At 72.4% G+C, this 15,694-nt stretch carries 15 protein-coding genes; 4 read left to right on the top strand and 11 right to left on the bottom strand.

Annotated features, from left to right (window positions below):
* Nucleotides 1-10 precede the first annotated feature (10 nt).
* Complete coding sequence (gene pknB, locus HC031_RS08410; protein ID WP_167924639.1) at nucleotides 11-2,092, top strand: Stk1 family PASTA domain-containing Ser/Thr kinase; 2,082 nt, start codon at nucleotides 11-13, stop codon at nucleotides 2,090-2,092.
* Nucleotides 2,093-2,096: 4 nt separating this feature from the next.
* Nucleotides 2,097-2,978, top strand: a complete 882-nt coding sequence (locus HC031_RS08405) for a deoxyribonuclease IV (RefSeq protein ID WP_420813617.1) — start codon at nucleotides 2,097-2,099, stop codon at nucleotides 2,976-2,978.
* Between the two features lie 44 nt (nucleotides 2,979-3,022).
* Here HC031_RS08405 and HC031_RS08400 read toward each other — a convergent pair whose 3' ends face one another.
* From HC031_RS08400 to HC031_RS08370, 7 genes are all read right to left on the bottom strand, one after another.
* Nucleotides 3,023-4,069, bottom strand: coding sequence for a threonine aldolase family protein (locus HC031_RS08400; RefSeq protein ID WP_420813616.1), 1,047 nt, complete (start codon nucleotides 4,067-4,069; stop codon nucleotides 3,023-3,025).
* Nucleotides 4,066-5,457 (bottom strand): class II 3-deoxy-7-phosphoheptulonate synthase, encoded by a 1,392-nt coding sequence (locus HC031_RS08395; protein ID WP_167924638.1) that lies wholly within the window; start codon nucleotides 5,455-5,457, stop codon nucleotides 4,066-4,068. The genes HC031_RS08400 and HC031_RS08395 overlap by 4 nt, the downstream gene beginning before the upstream one ends.
* Before the next feature lie 81 nt (nucleotides 5,458-5,538).
* On the bottom strand, nucleotides 5,539-6,513 hold the full coding sequence (locus HC031_RS08390) for a magnesium transporter CorA family protein (protein ID WP_167924637.1): 975 nt from the start codon (nucleotides 6,511-6,513) through the stop codon (nucleotides 5,539-5,541).
* Nucleotides 6,514-6,530: 17 nt separating this feature from the next.
* A complete protein-coding gene (locus HC031_RS08385) occupies nucleotides 6,531-7,625 on the bottom strand; it encodes an acyl-CoA dehydrogenase family protein (protein WP_167924636.1) in 1,095 nt (364 codons plus the stop codon).
* Nucleotides 7,622-8,800, bottom strand: coding sequence for an acyl-CoA dehydrogenase family protein (locus tag HC031_RS08380; RefSeq protein ID WP_167924635.1), 1,179 nt, complete (start codon nucleotides 8,798-8,800; stop codon nucleotides 7,622-7,624). The genes HC031_RS08385 and HC031_RS08380 overlap by 4 nt, the downstream gene beginning before the upstream one ends.
* A gap of 2 nt (nucleotides 8,801-8,802) precedes the next feature.
* Nucleotides 8,803-9,552 carry a 3-oxoacyl-ACP reductase FabG gene (gene fabG, locus HC031_RS08375; RefSeq protein WP_167924634.1) on the bottom strand — a complete coding sequence of 250 codons (750 nt, stop codon included), beginning with the start codon at nucleotides 9,550-9,552 and terminating at the stop codon, nucleotides 8,803-8,805.
* A gap of 39 nt (nucleotides 9,553-9,591) precedes the next feature.
* Entirely contained in the window at nucleotides 9,592-10,185 is a 594-nt protein-coding gene (locus tag HC031_RS08370) for a TetR/AcrR family transcriptional regulator (protein WP_338090543.1), read from the bottom strand.
* Nucleotides 10,186-10,211: 26 nt separating this feature from the next.
* On the opposite strand from HC031_RS08370, the gene HC031_RS08365 reads away from it, so the two are divergent.
* The gene (locus HC031_RS08365) at nucleotides 10,212-10,664 is read left to right on the top strand and encodes a MaoC family dehydratase (RefSeq protein ID WP_167924632.1); all 453 of its coding nucleotides are present in this window, start codon (nucleotides 10,212-10,214) and stop codon (nucleotides 10,662-10,664) included.
* Nucleotides 10,661-11,488, top strand: a complete 828-nt coding sequence (locus HC031_RS08360) for a patatin-like phospholipase family protein (RefSeq protein ID WP_167924631.1) — start codon at nucleotides 10,661-10,663, stop codon at nucleotides 11,486-11,488. Before HC031_RS08365 ends, HC031_RS08360 begins: the two co-directional genes overlap by 4 nt.
* A gap of 199 nt (nucleotides 11,489-11,687) precedes the next feature.
* Here HC031_RS08360 and HC031_RS08355 read toward each other — a convergent pair whose 3' ends face one another.
* From HC031_RS08355 to HC031_RS08340, 4 genes are read right to left on the bottom strand one after another with little or no spacing between them, the layout of a single operon-like run.
* A complete protein-coding gene (locus HC031_RS08355; protein ID WP_167924630.1) occupies nucleotides 11,688-12,059 on the bottom strand; it encodes a PIN domain-containing protein in 372 nt (123 codons plus the stop codon).
* Nucleotides 12,060-12,104: 45 nt separating this feature from the next.
* Complete coding sequence (locus tag HC031_RS08350) at nucleotides 12,105-14,420, bottom strand: FtsX-like permease family protein (protein WP_167924629.1); 2,316 nt, start codon at nucleotides 14,418-14,420, stop codon at nucleotides 12,105-12,107.
* The gene (locus tag HC031_RS08345; RefSeq protein ID WP_167924628.1) at nucleotides 14,417-15,106 is read right to left on the bottom strand and encodes an ATP-binding cassette domain-containing protein; all 690 of its coding nucleotides are present in this window, start codon (nucleotides 15,104-15,106) and stop codon (nucleotides 14,417-14,419) included. Before HC031_RS08345 ends, HC031_RS08350 begins: the two co-directional genes overlap by 4 nt.
* On the bottom strand, nucleotides 15,103-15,627 hold the full coding sequence (locus HC031_RS08340) for a PadR family transcriptional regulator (protein WP_167924627.1): 525 nt from the start codon (nucleotides 15,625-15,627) through the stop codon (nucleotides 15,103-15,105). The genes HC031_RS08345 and HC031_RS08340 overlap by 4 nt, the downstream gene beginning before the upstream one ends.
* Nucleotides 15,628-15,694 lie beyond the last annotated feature (67 nt).

Here is a 15,694-nt window from a genome sequence, read left to right as displayed (position 1 = left end):
CTCGCTGCCGATGGACACGACAGTCGCCGACACTCTCATCGGGGCGCTCATCGACGGACGCTACCGCGTTCGCGCGCGGGTCGCACGCGGCGGGATGGCGACCGTGTACACGGCCACGGACGAGCGCCTCGAGCGGACCGTCGCGCTGAAGATCATCCACCCGGCGCAGGCGAACGAGCCCACGTTCCTCGAGCGGTTCACCGACGAGGCGAAGCTCATCGCCCGGCTGACCCACCCCAACGTGGTCGCCGTCTACGACCAGGGCACCCACGAGGGCCTGCCCTACCTGGTGCTGGAGTACGTGCGCGGGCGGACCCTCCGGGAGGTGCTCGCCGACAAGCACCGGCTGCCGCCCACCGAGGCGCTCGCGATCATGGAGCAGATGCTCGCGGCGATCGCCGCCGCACACCGCGCCGGCCTCGTGCACCGCGACGTCAAACCGGAAAACGTACTGGTGGCCGACGCCCCCAACCACAGCCTGCTCGACAGCGTCGTCAAGGTCACCGACTTCGGGCTGGCCCGCGCGGTCGAGGAGGCGAGCACCGAGGCCCCGAGCAACGGCGGTCACCTGCTCGCCACCGTCGCGTACGTGGCGCCGGAGCTGGTCACCGAGGGGCACGCGGACCCGCGCACCGACGTCTACTCCGCCGGCCTGGTGCTGTTCGAGATGCTGACCGGTCGGGTGCCCTACGAGGCCGACCGCCCGGTCGAGGTGGCCTGGCAGCACGTCGACCGGGACGTCCCGGCGCCGTCGCGTTACGTGCCCGGCCTGCCGCCGGTCGTCGACGACCTCGTGGTCCGCGCGACCCGCCGCGACCCGGGCGCCCGCCCGACGGACGCGGGCGCGATGCTCGCGGAGGTGCAGGAGGCGCGCGAGATCACCGCCGTCGCCGAATCGACCCGGACCCGGCCCGAGGCCGCGCCGACGGTGGTGGTTCCCCGATACGACCTCAGCCGGAACGCCGAGGCGACCGCGCACCTCGCCCAGTCGGACGCGACCATGCACCTGGCGTCGCCGGACGCCACCATGCACCTGGAGGCGCTGGACGTCTCCGCGCTGCACGTCGACCCGACGGTGGTCGAGGACCGGCCGCAGTGGGCCCGGCTGCCGCAGCCCCGGCAGACCCGCCGGTCCCGCGCCCGGCGACCGCGGTACGCCGAGGAGCTCTACGACGACGACCCGGTCGTCACCGAGCGCAGGAGCCTGCGGCAGCGGATTCTCGGCAGCCCGCGCGGGCGGATCAGCGTCGCCGCCGTGCTCGCCGTACTCGGCCTGCTCGTGGCGTTCGGCGGCTGGTGGTTCGGGGTGGGCCGCTTCACCACCGCGCCGAACCTCGTCGACTTCAAAAAGGCGCAGGCGGTCGCGTTCGCCGAGAAGAACGGCTTCACGGTGCGTTTCGACGGCGGCCGGTACGACGAGAAGGTTCCCAAGGACACCGTGGTCGCGCAGAGCCCCACGGCGGGTCGGCGGGTGGTGGGCGGCAGCATCATCACCCTGTCGCTGTCGCTGGGGCCCGAGCGGTACAAGGTGCCCGACGAGGGCGGCAAGGACGTCGCGCTCGCCCAGAAGGACCTGGCCGAGATCAAGCTCACCGTGCAGGTCACGCAGGTGTACGACGACGTCGTGCCGGCCGGCACGGTCGTGGGCACCGACCCCGCCGCGGGCAGCACGGTGAAGCCCAACACGAAGATCGTGCTCAAGGTCAGCCGTGGCCGCGCCCCGGTCACCGTGCCGAACGTCGTCGGCCAGCCGGTCGACCAGGCGCAGAACGCCCTCGCCGGGCAGGGGCTCAAGGTCGCGGTCAAGCAGCAGGACAGCACGCAGCCGGCCAACACCGTGCTCTCCCAGGACCCCGTCGACGGCACCGGCGTCGAGCCGGGTACGACGGTGACGCTGACGGTGAGCAAGGGTCCGCCCGCCGTCACCGTCCCGGACGTCAACGGCCGTAGCGCCGACGAGGCCCGCCAGATCCTGACCCAGGCCGGCCTGCAGGTACAGGTCGTCGGCGGGGGTACGGTCCGGGTCCAGAACCCCGGTGCCGGGCAGCAGGTGCCGCCCGGCACGACGATCGTGTTGTTGTGCTTTGGATGATTGTGTGGATGTGCAGCAAATAGCTAAAAAGCCGGTGATCGGAGGCCACGCGACGCTCGGCGGCGGGCTGGCCAAGGGCACCCTCCGCTACCTGGAGCGCAGCGAAGCCGACGCGGTCCAGGTGTACGTGTCCAACCCCCGGGGCTGGGCCCTCCCGACGGGCGACCCGCGCCAGGACGAGGCGTTCGCCACCTGCTGCGGCGACCGCGGCGCCGTGGCCTACGTACACGCGTCGTTGCTGGTCAACCTCGGCTCGCCGACGCCGGCCACGGTCGAGCGGTCGGTGGCCACGCTGGAGCACGCGCTGCGCCGCGCCGCGATGATCGGCGCCCGCGGTGTCGTGTTCCACGCCGGCAGCGCGGTGGACGCCGAGCACGCCGACAAGGCCGCCGCTCAGGTACGCGACGCGCTGCTGCCGCTGCTGGACCGGGCCGCCGCCGAAGGGCTGCCCAAGCTGCTGGTCGAGCCGAGCGCGGGCGGCGGCCGGTCACTGGCTTCGCGCGTCGAGCACCTCGGCCCCTACCTGGACGCGGTGGAGCGCCACCCGTGGCTGGGTACCTGCTTCGACACCTGCCACGCCTGGGCCGCCGGGCACGACCTGGCGACCCCGGGCGGTATGACCGCGACGCTCGACGCGCTGGTCGACGCCGTCGGCGCGGACCGCCTGTGGCTGGTGCACGCCAACGACTCCAGGGACGCCCTCGGCTCCACCCGGGACCGGCACGAGTCGGTGGGCAAGGGCACGATCGGCGCGGCGGCCTTCGGTGAACTGCTGGCGCATCCGGCGACCCGGGGCGTACCGATCATCGTCGAGACGCCGAACGACGACGGCGCCGGGCATCCCGCGGACATCGCGCTGCTCCGGTCCCTCGCCCCTGGTGCGTGATCCTGAAGGATTTTCCGTGTCGGGACACGGAAAATACTTCAGGATCACGAAAGCACGCGGGTGAGGACCTCGATCGCCCGGTCGATCCCGGCGTCGTCGACGTCGAGGTGCGTCACCAGCCGCGCGCTGTGCGGGCCCATCACGGACACGAGCACGCCGGCGTCGCGCGCGGCAGCCCCGAGCGCCAACGCGTCGACCGGCGACTTCGTCAGGTCCAGCGGCACGAGGTTGGTGCGCACCGCCTCCACGTCCACCACCCCGAACGGCGCCAGCGCCGACGCGAGGCGGGCAGCCCGGGCGTGGTCGTCGGCGAGCCGGGCGATGTGGTGGCGCAGCGCGTACTGGCCGGCCGCCGCGAGTACCCCGACCTGCCGCATCCCGCCGCCCATGCGCTTGCGGATCCAGCGCGCCTTCTCGATCTTCTCGGCGGAGCCGACGACCAGGGAGCCGACCGGCGCGCCCAGGCCCTTGGACAGGCAGACCGACAGGGTGTCGAACAGCCGCCCATAGGTGGCCAGCGGTACGCCGTCGGCCACGTGGGCGTGCCAGATCCGGGCGCCGTCGCAGTGCAGGGCGAGGCCGGCGTCGTCGGCGACCGACCGCAGCCGTTCGAGGGTGGCCAGCGGGAGGACCGCCCCACCGGCCCGGTTGTGGGTCTGCTCGACGGCGATCGCCCGGGTGGTGACGGCGTGGTACCCGTCGGGGCGGATCATCGCGGCGATCTCGTCGGGGTCGAGATCGGCGCCGCGCGCCGGCCAGGTACGGGTGGACACGCCACCGATGGCGGCCGCCGCGCCGACCTCGTAGTTGACCACGTGCGCGTCCGCGTCGCAGAGCAGCTCGTCCGCGCGCGGGACGACCAGCTGGATGGCGATCTGGTTCGCCATCGAGCCGGTCGGCGCGAACAGCGCCGCCTCGTGCCCGAACAGCGCCGCCACCTCCGCCTGCAGGGCGTTGACCGTCGGGTCCTCGGCGTACACGTCGTCGCCGACCTCGGCGGCGGCCATCGCCTCGCGCATGGCCGGGGTCGGCTTGGTCACGGTGTCACTGCGAAGATCGACGATCATCCGCGCCGCATCTCCGCCACTCATCCGCGCAGCATCTCCGCCACCAGGAACGCCAGCTCCAGCGACTGCTGGGTGTTGAGCCGGGGGTCGCAGGCGGTCTCGTACCGCTCCGACAGGTTGAGCTCCTCGATCGCCTGGGCGCCGCCGAGGCACTCGGTGACGTCCTCGCCGGTCAGCTCCACGTGCAGGCCGCCCGGGTGGGTGCCCAGCTCGCGGTGCACCTCGAAGTAGCCCAGAACCTCGTCGACGATCCGGTCGAAGTGGCGGGTCTTGTAGCCGTTGGACGACTCGATGGTGTTGCCGTGCATCGGGTCGCACTGCCACACCACGCGGGCGCCGGAGGCGGTGACCTTCTCGACGATGCCGGGCAACACGTCGCGAACCTTGCCGTTGCTCATCCGGGAGATCAGCGTGAGCCGGCCCGGGATGTTGTCGGGGTTGAGCTTCTCGCACAGCTCGATCGCGGTCTCCGGAGTGGTGCCGGGCCCGAGCTTGACGCCGATCGGGTTGGCGATCCGCGACATGTAGTCCACGTGCGCGCCGTCGATCTGCTTGGTGCGCTCACCGATCCAGAGGAAGTGCCCGGACAGCCCGTACGCCCGGTCCCCCACGATGCGGGTCAGCGGCCGCTCGTACTCCAAGGCCAGGGCCTCGTGCGAGCAGTACAGCGTGACGGTGCGCAGCGCCTCGTCGTCGGTGACGCCGCAGGCCTTCATGAAGCCGATCGCCCGGTCGATCTCCCGCCCGATCGCCTCGTAGCGCTGGCCGGCCGCGGAGTTGCGCACGAACCCCTTGTTCCAGTCGTGGACCGCGTGCAGGTCGGCCATGCCGCCGCCGAGGTAGGCCCGGAGCATGTTCATGGCGCTGGACGCGTTGGCGTACGCCCGGATCATGCGCTGCGGGTCGGCGACGCGGGCCTGCGGATCGGGGTCCAGCGAGTTGATCATGTCGCCGCGGTAGGCCGGCAGCCCGAGGGCGTCGGTCGGCGACGAGCGGGGCTTGGTGTACTGCCCGGCCACCCGGCCCACCTTGACCACCGGCAGGCTCGCGCCGTACGTGAGCACGACTGCCATCTGCAGCAGCGTGCGCGCGTTGGCGAGCAGGTGGCTCTCGGTGTTGTCGGTGAACGTCTCGGCGCAGTCGCCGCCCTGAAGCAGAAACGCCTTGCCGTCGGCGACCAGGGCGAGCCGCTCCCGCAGCTGGTCGACCTCATAGGGCGCGACGATCGGCGGCACGGTGTTGAGCACCGAGGCGACCTCGTCGACGACGGCCGGGTCGGGCCACGGCGGGGTCTGGGCGCGCGGCAGCTCACGCCAACGGTCGAGCCCGAAGGCGTCGATGTCTTCCTGGGTCAGGGCCTGGCGGCCGATCTCAGGACCGGGGTAACGAAAGTGGTGCCACTCCTCTGGCATGCGACCAGGGTACTTTCGCCGCCGGGCGGGCTGTCGCAGGAGGCGGGTGATCCCGACGGGTGGACGCCCGGAATGACACGGTCACAGCCAGTCTCTGCGCTTGAACGAGACGTAAAGCGCGACGGAAATCACGACAGTGACCGCCGTCGAGGCCACAAAACCCCACATCTTGCCGAAGCCCGGGTACGGCACGTTCTGGCCGTAGAAGCCGGTGATCGCCGTGGGCACCGCGATGATCGCCGCCCAGCTGGTGAGCTGTTTCATGATCTGGTTCATCCGGTTGCCCTGGATGGTCAGGTTGGTCTCCAAGATCGTGGTGACCAGGTCCCGCAGCGACTCGGTCCACTCCGACGCGCGCAGCACGTGGTCGTACACGTCCTGGTAGTACGGCAGCATCGGCTCGCTCACCACGTGCAGGGTGGGGCGCATCAGCGCGTTGACCACCTCCCGCATCGGCAGCACGACCCGGCGCAGCACGACCAGGCTGCGCCGCAGCCGGAACGACCGCCGCTGCACATCCCGGATCGACACCCGGTCGCCGTCGAAGAGCCGTCCCTCGACGCCCTCCAAAGACGCGTCCAACTCCTGCACGGCGGCCATGTGCCCGTCGACGAGGTAGTCGAGCAGCCCGTACAGGAGGAACGCCACGCCGTGCTTGGTCAGGTCGGCGTTCTCGTCCCAGCGGGCCACCACCGCCTCGATGTCGACGGTGTCGTCGCGGCGCACGGTGATCAGCGCCTGCGGCGTGACGAAGACCCCGATCTCACAGGTCGTCAGCCGGCCGTGGGCACGGTCCAGCCCCACCGCGTACGCCGAGATGAACAGGTGCGTACGGTACCGGTCGAGCTTCGGCCGCTGGCCGAAGTTCATCGCGTCCTCGACGGCGAGGTGGTGCAGCCCGAACTCCTCGCTGAGCACATCGAAGTCGGCCTGCGTCGGCCGGCACAGGTCGAGCCACACCACCGCCTGGTCGTCGGCGAGGTGGTCGGAGACGTCCTCGACCGGGAAGTCCTCTGCTTCGAGGACCCCGTTTCGGTACAGCCGGGTGCGCGCCATGCGCCCAGGGTAGGCGGTCAGCTGGGGATATCGACCAACCCCGCGAGTGTGGCGCGGTGCCGCTCCGCCGTGCCGAGCGCGATCGCGTCGCTTTTTGCCCGCTTCAGGTACAGGTGCGCCGGGTGCTCCCAGGTCATCGCGATGCCGCCGTGCAGCTGCACGCACTCCTCCGCCGCGCGTACCGCGACCGGCCCGCAGTGGGCCTGCGCCAGCGACGCGGCGACGGCCAGGTCCGGGTCGCCGTCGGCGAGGCACCCCGCGGCGTACCGGGCGACCGCGCGGGCCTGCGTCACCGCCACCCACAGCTCGGCGAGCCGGTGTTTGAGCGCCTGGAACGAGCCGACCGGCCGGCCGAACTGGTGGCGGGTCTTCACGTACTCGACGGTGGTCGAAAGGCACCACTCGGCGATGCCGAGCTGCTCGCTGGCGAGCAGCACCGCGCCGGCGCGCCAGGCGGCCGCCCAGGCCGGCCCGACCGCGTCCCGGCCGGCGAGCCGCCGGGCCGGCACGCCCTCGAACGACACGTCGGCCAGCCGCCGGGTCAGATCGAGCGACAGCACCGGGGTACGGGTGGCAGCGGCAGCCTCGACGGCGTACAGCCCGTCGCCGGCGATCACGAACAGCACGTCGGCGGCGAGCGCGTCGGCGACGCTGGTGACCGCGCCGGTCAGGGTGTCGCCGTCGACGCGGGTGTCGCCGTCGACGCGCGCCGAGACCGGAGGCGCGGCACCGGGGCCGGTCGACAGCGGCGTGGCCAGCACAGCGGTCCGCTCCCCGGCCGACACCTGCCGGAGCAGGTCATCGTCGGCGATGGCGAGCAGCGCCGCCGTGGCCATCGCCGCGCCGAGGTACGGCACCGGTGCGACGGCCCGGCCCAGCTCCTCGGCGACCACGGCGGCCTCCCGCCAGGAGGCGCCCGCACCGCCGAGCTTTTCGGGTACGGGCAGCGCCGCGGTCCCGATCTCGGCGGCGAGGGTACGCCACAGCGCATGGTCGTACGGCTCGTCGCTCTCGGTGCGCTTGAGCACCGCGGTCCACGGCGCCCGGTCGGTCAGAAGCCGCCGGACCGCGCCGCGCAGCTCCTCTTCCACCTCGCTGTACAACAGGGTCATCGGGGCAGGTCCTTCCACGGGACGTCCTTGTCGACGCGGATCTCCGGCGGCAGGCCGAGCACCCGCTCGGCGATGATGTTCGCGAGGATCTCCGAGGTGCCGCCCTCGATGGAGTTGCCCTTGGCGCGCAGGTACCGGTAGCCCGGCGAGCGCTCCTGCCACGGCACACCCGTCGGCCGGCGCATCGTGTAGTCGTCGTAGCGCAGGCCCTCCTCACCCAGCAGCTCCAGCTCGAAGCCGGAGATCTCCTGGTTGAGCTTGGCGTACGCGTACTTGACCGCCGACCCCTCGAACCCCGGCTGCCCGGTGGCCAACTGCTCACCGAGGCGCTGCGCGGTCAGCCGCCCGGCCTCGGCCGACACCCACAGCCGCATGAGCGCGTCGAGCTGACCCGGGCTGCGCAGCTCGGGCCGGGACCGCCAGGTGTTCGCGACGACGCCGATGAAGCCGCCCTCGCGCGGGACGGCGCCGCCGCCGATCGCGACCCGTTCGTTCATCAGCGTGGTCTGCGCGACCCGCCAGCCCTCGCCCACCTCGCCGAGGCGGTGCGCGTCGGGGATGCGCACGCCGGTCAGGAAGACCTCGTTGAACTCCGCCTCGCCGGTGATCTGGCGCAGCGGCCGGACCTCGACGCCCGGGTCGGTCATGTCACAGACGAAGTAGGTGATGCCCTGGTGCTTGGGCAGCGACGGGTCGGTGCGCGCGATCAGGATCGCCCACCGCGCCTCGTGCGCGAGCGACGTCCAGACCTTCTGCCCGTCGACGGTCCACCCGTCGTCCTGTCGAACGGCCCGGGTACCGAGGGCGGCGAGGTCGGAGCCGGCACCCGGCTCACTGAACAGCTGGCACCACACCTCCTCGCCGGTCCACAACGGACGCAGCCAGCGCCGGCGCTGCTCGTCGGTGCCGTGGCGCAGGATCGTCGGGGCGGCCATGCCCAGCCCGATCGCGATGCGCATCGGATCGTTGTCGGGTGCGCCGGCGGCGGCGAACTCGTCGTCGACGACCGGCTGCAGCGAGCGGGGCGCGCCGAGACCGCCCAGCGCTGGCGGGTAGCTGATCCAGGCCAGGCCCGCGTCGAAGCGGGCACGCAGGAACTCCAGCCGGTCCATGGTTGCCGGGTCGTGGTCGCGGAGGAAGGCGCGGACCCGCTCGCGCAGTTCGGTGGCGTCCATGACTAGTTGAGCGGCCCGCCGGCGACGTAGATGACCTGGCCGGACACGAAGCCGGCGCCCTCGCTGGCGAAGAACGAGATGGTGTGGGCGACGTCCTCGGGACGGCCCACGCGCTGCACCGGGATCTGCTTGGCGGCGCTGGCCTGGAGCTCCTCGAAGCCCACGCCGATGCGCTCGGCGGTCGCGGCGGTCATGTCGGTGACGATGAAACCGGGGGCCACCGCGTTGACCGTGATGCCGAACTTGCCCAGCTCGATGGCGAGCGTCTTGGTGAAGCCCTGCAGGCCGGCCTTGGCCGCCGAGTAGTTGGCCTGGCCGCGGTTGCCCAGCGCGGAGCTGCTGGACAGGTTGATGATGCGGCCCCACTTCTGCTCGGTCATGTACTTCTGGGCGGCCTTGCTCATCAGGAACGCGCCCCGCAGGTGCACGTTCATGACCGTGTCCCAGTCGCTGTCGCTCATCTTGAACAGCAGGTTGTCGCGCAGCACGCCGGCGTTGTTGACCAGCACCGACGGCGCGCCGAGCTCCTCGGCGACGCGCGTGACGGCGGCGTCGACGGCGACCGAGTCGGACACGTCGGCGCCGACCGCGAGGCCGCGCCGGCCCGTCTTGGTGACGCGCTCGACCGTGTCGGCGCAGGCCGCCTCGTCGAGGTCCAGCACGGCGACGTCGAAGCCGTCGGCGGCCAGCCGCTCGGCGGTGGCGGCGCCGATTCCGCGGGCGGCGCCGGTAACAATCGCGACTCGGGCCATGGTCCGTCCCTTCGAAAGAACATGCACTTTCGGTGCACTCTACTGGTCGGTAGGTGGCTGCGAAAGCAGTGAATACAGCATGCGCGCCATCGTCTGCCGGGCCACCGGCACCCCGAGGCCGAGGTCGTCGCGCAGCGCCGACCAGGCCGGCCAGGTGCTCGCCGCGGTGAGCGCGTTGAGCAGCTCGTCGGCGCCCGGGCCGGCCGCTTCCAGCTCCGCGGCGAACAGCTGCGCCAGCTCGTCGCGGGCGATCTGGTACTGCCGGGCCCGGTTGGCCCGCAGCTGCGCCGAGAACGGCTCGCGCAGCTGCGCCGCCCGCGCCACCGGAGCGAGGAACTCCAACACCTGGGCCCGTTGCCGGGCGAGCGCCGCCACCCGTTGTGCCAGGGGCAGCCGGGGACTGATCCGGCGCGCCAGCTCTGCCTGCCGTTCGAGCTGGCGCTGGCCGGCCGCCGCGTACAGCGTCTCCAGGTCGGCGAAGTTGGTCCACAGGGAGCGCAGCGACACACCGGCCCGCTCGGCGATGCGTTCGGCGGTCGGCCGCGGGTCCCCCTCGGCGAGCAGGGCCAGGAACGCGTCCACGACCGCCCGGCGGGTACGCACCGCCCGCGCCGTACGACCATCGACGTTCACAGCCAAAGAACTTACACTCCGAGTGCATGAGAGAGTTCCCGTCTTTGGCCGCGCTCACCGAATCGGTCGGACAGCACCTCGGATACAGCGACTGGCACGAGGTCGACCAGGAGCGGATCAACCTGTTCGCCGACGCGACCGGCGACCGCCAGTGGATCCACGTCGATCCGGAGCGGGCGGCGCAGGGTCCGTTCAAGCGCACGATCGCCCACGGCTTCCTGACGCTTTCGCTCGTGCCCATGCTCAACGCCGAGGTCTACCGGGTCGACGGGGTACGGATGGCGGTCAACTACGGGCTCAACAAGGTCCGCTTCCCCGCGCCGCTGCCGGTCGGCAGCCGCGTCCGCGGCGGGGTCGAACTGGTCGAGGTCACGCCGGTCGAGGGCGGGGTGCAGGTGGTCGCCCGCGTCACCGTCGAGGTCGAGGGCGAGGCCAAGCCCTGCTGCGTAGCCGAGACGGTCGCGAGGTTCTACGCGTGACCACCGCACTGGTGCTCGGCGGTGGCGGGATCACCGGCATCGCCTGGGAGGTCGGCGTGCTGTACGGGCTGCGCGCGGCCGGTATCGACCTGACCTCCGCCGACCTGGTCGTCGGCACGTCGGCCGGTTCGATCGTGGGCACGATGGTGGCCACCGACATGGATCTGGACCTCGCCGTCGCCATGCAGCGGCAGGAGGAGGAGCGCAAGGCCCCGACCATCGACGTGGCGCTGGCGATCCAGGCCTTCAGCGTGCTGCGCGACCGCTCGCTCGAGCCCCGCGAGGCCCGGGCCCGGGTGGGCGCGCTGGCGTTGAGCGCGCCGGTGGGCGACGCGGAGGAGGAGGTCAGGTGGTTCGCCTCCCAGATGCCTCAGCAGGAGTGGCCGCAGCGACCGCTGGTCATCACCGCCGTGGAGGCCGAGACCGGCGAGTTCACCACGTTCGACCGGAGCTCCGGTGTACCGCTGGTGCGCGCCATGGTGGCGAGCTGCGCCGTGCCGTGCGTGTTCCCACCGGTGGCCATCAACGGCCGTCACTACATCGACGGCGGCGTCCGGTCGGGCACGAACGCCGACCTGGCCGCCGGCCATGACGAGATCGTCGTGATCGCGCCGCTGGCCGACTCGCCCATCGGCGCTCCCCACGCCGAGCTGGAGGCGCTCCGTGCGCAGGCGGCGGTCACCCTCATCAAGCCCGACACCGAGGCGCTCCGGGCCATCGGGCCGAACGTGCTGGCCGCCTCCCGGCGGGTACCGGCGCTGGAGGCCGGCCTGCGGCAGGGCGCCGCGCTGGCGCGGGAGGGAGCCCTCCCCCGCTTCGCGTGATCACGGAGGATTTTCCGTGTCCCGGCACGGAAAATCCTCCACGATCATGAATCCGGTGCGCGGTCTCGCGGCTCCAGAACTCGCGGCCGCCGCAGACGACACAGTGGAACGCCCGGCCGTTGGCCGTGGCCACCCGGGGAGTCCTACGAAATAGACCCATGCCCGCATGGTGATCGATGACCGCAAGTGCCGGACGTACTCAACGGCGGATGCGGAGGGCGCTCGGGCCGACGACCCGGGCGCCGAGCGCGGTCACCCGGTCCCGCAGGCCCCGGTCCGCGGTGACGACGACCTCGTCGCCGGTACCCTCGCGGCGCAGCAGGTCCACGATCTCGTCGTCACCGGACCGGTTGTCGGCGGCGACCACGCGCACCCCCGGCACGGCCCGCACCGAGCGGGCGGCGCCCTCCACGACGAGCACCACCTCGTCGCCGTCGGTGCCGCCGGCCAGGACGCCGGGGCCCGCGGCGGCCAGCGCGTCACGCAACCGCGCCGCGGCGCCGGCGCGGTCGCGCCACCAGCCGTCGGGTACCGATCCGACGACGTTCGCGCCGTCCACCACTATCAGCATCCCGCTTTTCTACCCCGTCACCTGGACCGTAAGAGGCCGAGCCGGTCACTCCGTCCGCAGCCCGTCGGGGCGGACCAGCCGCCACAGGACCGGCAGGCTCAGCCCGGTGACCACCAGGACGACGGCGGCCGCGGTCCCCGCTATCCCGCTCACGTTCCACCAGTCGAACCGCACCGGTTCACCCACCATCGCGAGCAGCACCGCGCCCAGGCCCGCCCCGGCCACGACGGCCAGCCCGAGGCCCAGCAGTACGGGCACCGCCGTCTGCCACAGCACCGACCAGCCCAGCGTCGCCCGCTGAGCGCCGACCGCGACCAGCGCCGCGAGCAGCCTGCGCCGCTCCTGCAACTGCTCCAGCGTCGACACCAGCAGGCTCGCCCCGATCATCAGAAGCGTGACCACCAGGCCGATGAACAGGCCGCGTTGGATGGTGATGAACTGGCTGGACGCACGCGTGCCCTGCAGGACGGTCACGTACATGGCCGGGTCAATGGCGAACGCCGTGTTGCGGACGTACTCGTACACGTCGGGCTTGGCCTGGTCGACCCGCAGGAACGTGCGCACGCTCGGTTCCCGCAGCGCGGCCACGCCGGCGGCCGACGGGGTGGCGTAGACGCCGCTGGCGGTGCGGGCGAGGGAGTCCGGCTTCGGTTCGGCCGGGCGCGCGGACGGCGGAACGGTCCACTCGACGGAGCCCACCCGGACCCGCTCCCCCGGCCCGGGGGTCGCCCCCTTGAAGGGGTCCCCGGCGGCCCTCGCCACGAGGAAGGCGTCGCCGTCGGCGCACCGGTCGATCGCGGCCAGCTCGGCCAACGTCCGGCAGTCCGCGACGTAGATCGGGAAGGTGGGCGCCATGCCCTCCGACGGCGCGGGCGCCTTCGGGTCGGTACCGGTGAGCTCGGCGAAGCTGAGCACGGAGCGCACGCCCGGGGTGGCGCGGAACCTCGCGCCGGCCTCCGCGGCGATCGCCGGGCCGGTGGCCCGGTCGAAGCCGGCCTCGACCTGCGCACGGGTGATGTCCTGGCCGGTCGGGATGGAGTTGCTGGCCGCGGCGGCGGAGAACAGCATCTGCAGCGCGATGCCGCCGGCGACCGCGACCGCGACCCCGTTGACGATCCGGGCGGCGGTTCCGCTGCTCAGCTGGAGCCGGCGGACCGCCAGTTGCCAGGCGACCCCACCGCCCCCGAGCCGGCGTACGACAGCCTCGATCAGCCAGGGCAGGATGACCGCCACGCTGATCAGCAGCAGGACGGCGCCGCCGGCGACCTGGAACGGGTTCGCCCGGGCGGTGGACCTGCCGACCTGGCCGACCAGCGGGTACAGCAGCGCCAGCCCGACGGCCGGCGGTGCCAGCCGCCACCAGAGCCGTCGGCGGGTGCCGCCGGACCGCCGGACGACGCCGAGCGGCTCGATGACGGCGCGGCTCATGGCGAGCACGGTGATCCCGACGGCCGCCGCCGGCACCGCCAGCGCGACGAGCGTGGCGAACACCGCATCGGGGCGCACGTCCGAGGTGAACACGCTGATGTCGGTCAGCGTGACGCCCTCGACGAACTGGATCCCGACGAGGAAGAACAGCGCACCGGCGAGGAGGCCCAGCCCCGCGGCGACCAGCGCTTCGCCGGCCGCTATCCGCCGCACCATCCGGCTGTCGGCGCCGACCAGACGCAGCGCGGCGAGGCGCCGGTCGCGCCGTTCGTCGCCGAACCGGATCGCCGCGGCGATGAACATCCCGATGGGCAGCAGCAGGACGACGAAGATGATGACGATCAGCAGTGCGAGCATCGGGCTGAACGCGTCGCCCACGTTCCGGTCGCCGAAGTGGTCGATGCGGTGCGCGTTCGAGTCGGCGGTGAGCTGGTCGCTGCCGAGGTAGAAGGCGTACTCGCGGGGCCCGGCGAGACCCCGGTCACCGATGCTGCCGACGATCCGGTCCGGCAGTCGCGGTCTGAGCAGCGCACCGTCCGGTGCGGACAGCAGTGCCGCCAGGGCCGGGGACACGACCATCTCCCCCGGCCGTGGCAGGGTCGCCAGGCCGGGCGGGACCGGCGCGTGGGGGCCGTCGGGCTGCAGCAGCCGGCCGCGGACGGTGATGCCGCGGAACTCGGTGTCGGCCTCCGTCACCAGCAGAGTCCGGTCGCTCTTGGCCATCGGCGTATCGCCGTACATCTGATAGTCGCGGGCCGCGGTCCGGTCGTGCCGGGCCTGCAGCATCGCCGGGATGGAGGATGCGGCCAGCAGCATCGCGACCCCGATCCCCACCCCGACGGCGGTCATCGCCATCCGGACCCGGCCGTCGCGGCCGCCGGCCCGGCTCAGGCGCGCCCCGAGGATCAGGTCCCGGATCCACCGGGCGATCATGCGACCAGCTCCGCGTCGTGGCTGGTGCCGTCGCGGACCACGATCTCGCGGTCGGAGTACGCGGCGACGCGCGTCTCATGCGTGACCAGCACGACGGCCGCTCCGGCTTCCCGGGTCGCCCGGGTGAGCAGGCGCATGACGCGCTCGCCGTTGAGCGAGTCCAGGGCACCGGTCGGCTCGTCGGCGAACACGACCCGCGGCTGGTGGACCAGCGCACGAGCCACCGCGACGCGCTGGCCCTGGCCGCCGGAGACCTCCCCCGGCCGCTTGTCGGCGACGTCGGCGACCTCCAGCCGGTCCAGCCAGCCGGCCGCCCGGCGCTCGGCCTCGCGGCGCTTCAGGCCGTCCAGCCGCAGCGGCAGCGCGACGTTCTCCAGGCAGGTCAGCTCGGGTACGAGCTGACCGAACTGGAACACGAAGCCGAACTCCCGGCGCCGGAGGGCGCTGCGCTCCCGGTCGGACATGGCCGTCAGCTCCCGACCGTCGTAGACGATCCGGCCCGCGTCCGGCGCCACGATGCCGGCGAGGCAGTGCAGCAGTGTGGACTTGCCGGAGCCGGACGGCCCCATGACCGCGAGCACCTCACCGGCGCGGACGCAGATGGTCGCGTCGACGAGGGCGGGGGTGGCGCCGTACGTCTTGCGCAGGCCGGTGCCGGCGAGCAGCGGCGTCGTCGTGCCGTTCACGAGCGGACCTCCCGGGTGAGCTCGTCGAGGCGGGCGGCGGTCAGCTCCAGCCAGCGCAGATCCGCCTCGAGGTGGAACAGGCCGTAGTCACAGATGAGCTGGTCGGCGAGGTCGCCGTCGGTCTTGCGCCGGGTCAGGTCGCGCATCAGGCGCAGGTGCTCGGCCCGCTGGGTGTCGAGGATCTCGGCCGCGCCGCGGCCGGTCAGCAGCGCGATCACGACCTTGGTGTACAGCGTGTTCTGCAGGTACAGGTCGGGCTTTTCCGGATTGGCGAGCCACCGCTCCACGTCGGTCACCCCGGCGGCGGTGATGGCGTAGCACTTGCGCTCCGGTCCCTCGCCGGGTTCGATGCTGTCGACCTCGACGAGTCCGTTCTTCAGCAGTCGCGACAGCGTCGCGTAGACCTGCCCGTAGTGCAGTGGACGGTCCTGTCCGAACCGTTCGTCATAGGCCCGCTTGAGGTCGTACCCGTGGCGGGGGTGGGACTCGAGGAGCCCGAGGAACGCCTGACCGATTGACATGGCCAAGACTATACACACCACGTATACACATCATGTATACGTGACCGGCGTGCCCTCCCGGTAGGCG

This window comes from Planosporangium thailandense, assembly GCF_011947195.1.
Classification (GTDB): domain Bacteria; phylum Actinomycetota; class Actinomycetes; order Mycobacteriales; family Micromonosporaceae; genus Planosporangium; species Planosporangium thailandense.
Note: the sequence above shows the minus strand (reverse complement) of the source record. Positions and strands in the feature narration are given on the sequence as shown.